Genomic DNA, 247 nt, shown 5'->3' on the forward strand with positions numbered 1-247 from the left:
CTGCAAGCACGATTCTCGTCGGTCGACTGGCGGAAGAAGATACGATCGCCGCCTGCGTGATGGTCGGCCATGACGGGCACCGCGGCACGGTCTATTACGTGGCGACCGACCAGGACTGGCGCGGTCATGGTTTCGGCCGGGAGATGATGGCGGCGGCGGAGGACTGGCTGGCCGCAAAAGGCATCTGGAAGCTCAACCTTCTCATTCGCGGCGACAACGCGACCGCGAAAGGTTTCTACGAAGCGCT

1 protein-coding gene is annotated in these 247 nt (G+C 63.2%); it reads left to right on the top strand.

The genetic code is table 11. The features are described 5' to 3' along the window. A partial coding sequence (locus tag CH341_RS33110) for a GNAT family N-acetyltransferase (RefSeq protein WP_146604821.1) occupies nt 1-247 on the top strand: 247 nt, incomplete at both ends.

It is taken from the genome of Rhodoplanes roseus (assembly GCF_003258865.1).
Taxonomy (GTDB): Bacteria; Pseudomonadota; Alphaproteobacteria; order Rhizobiales; family Xanthobacteraceae; genus Rhodoplanes; species Rhodoplanes roseus.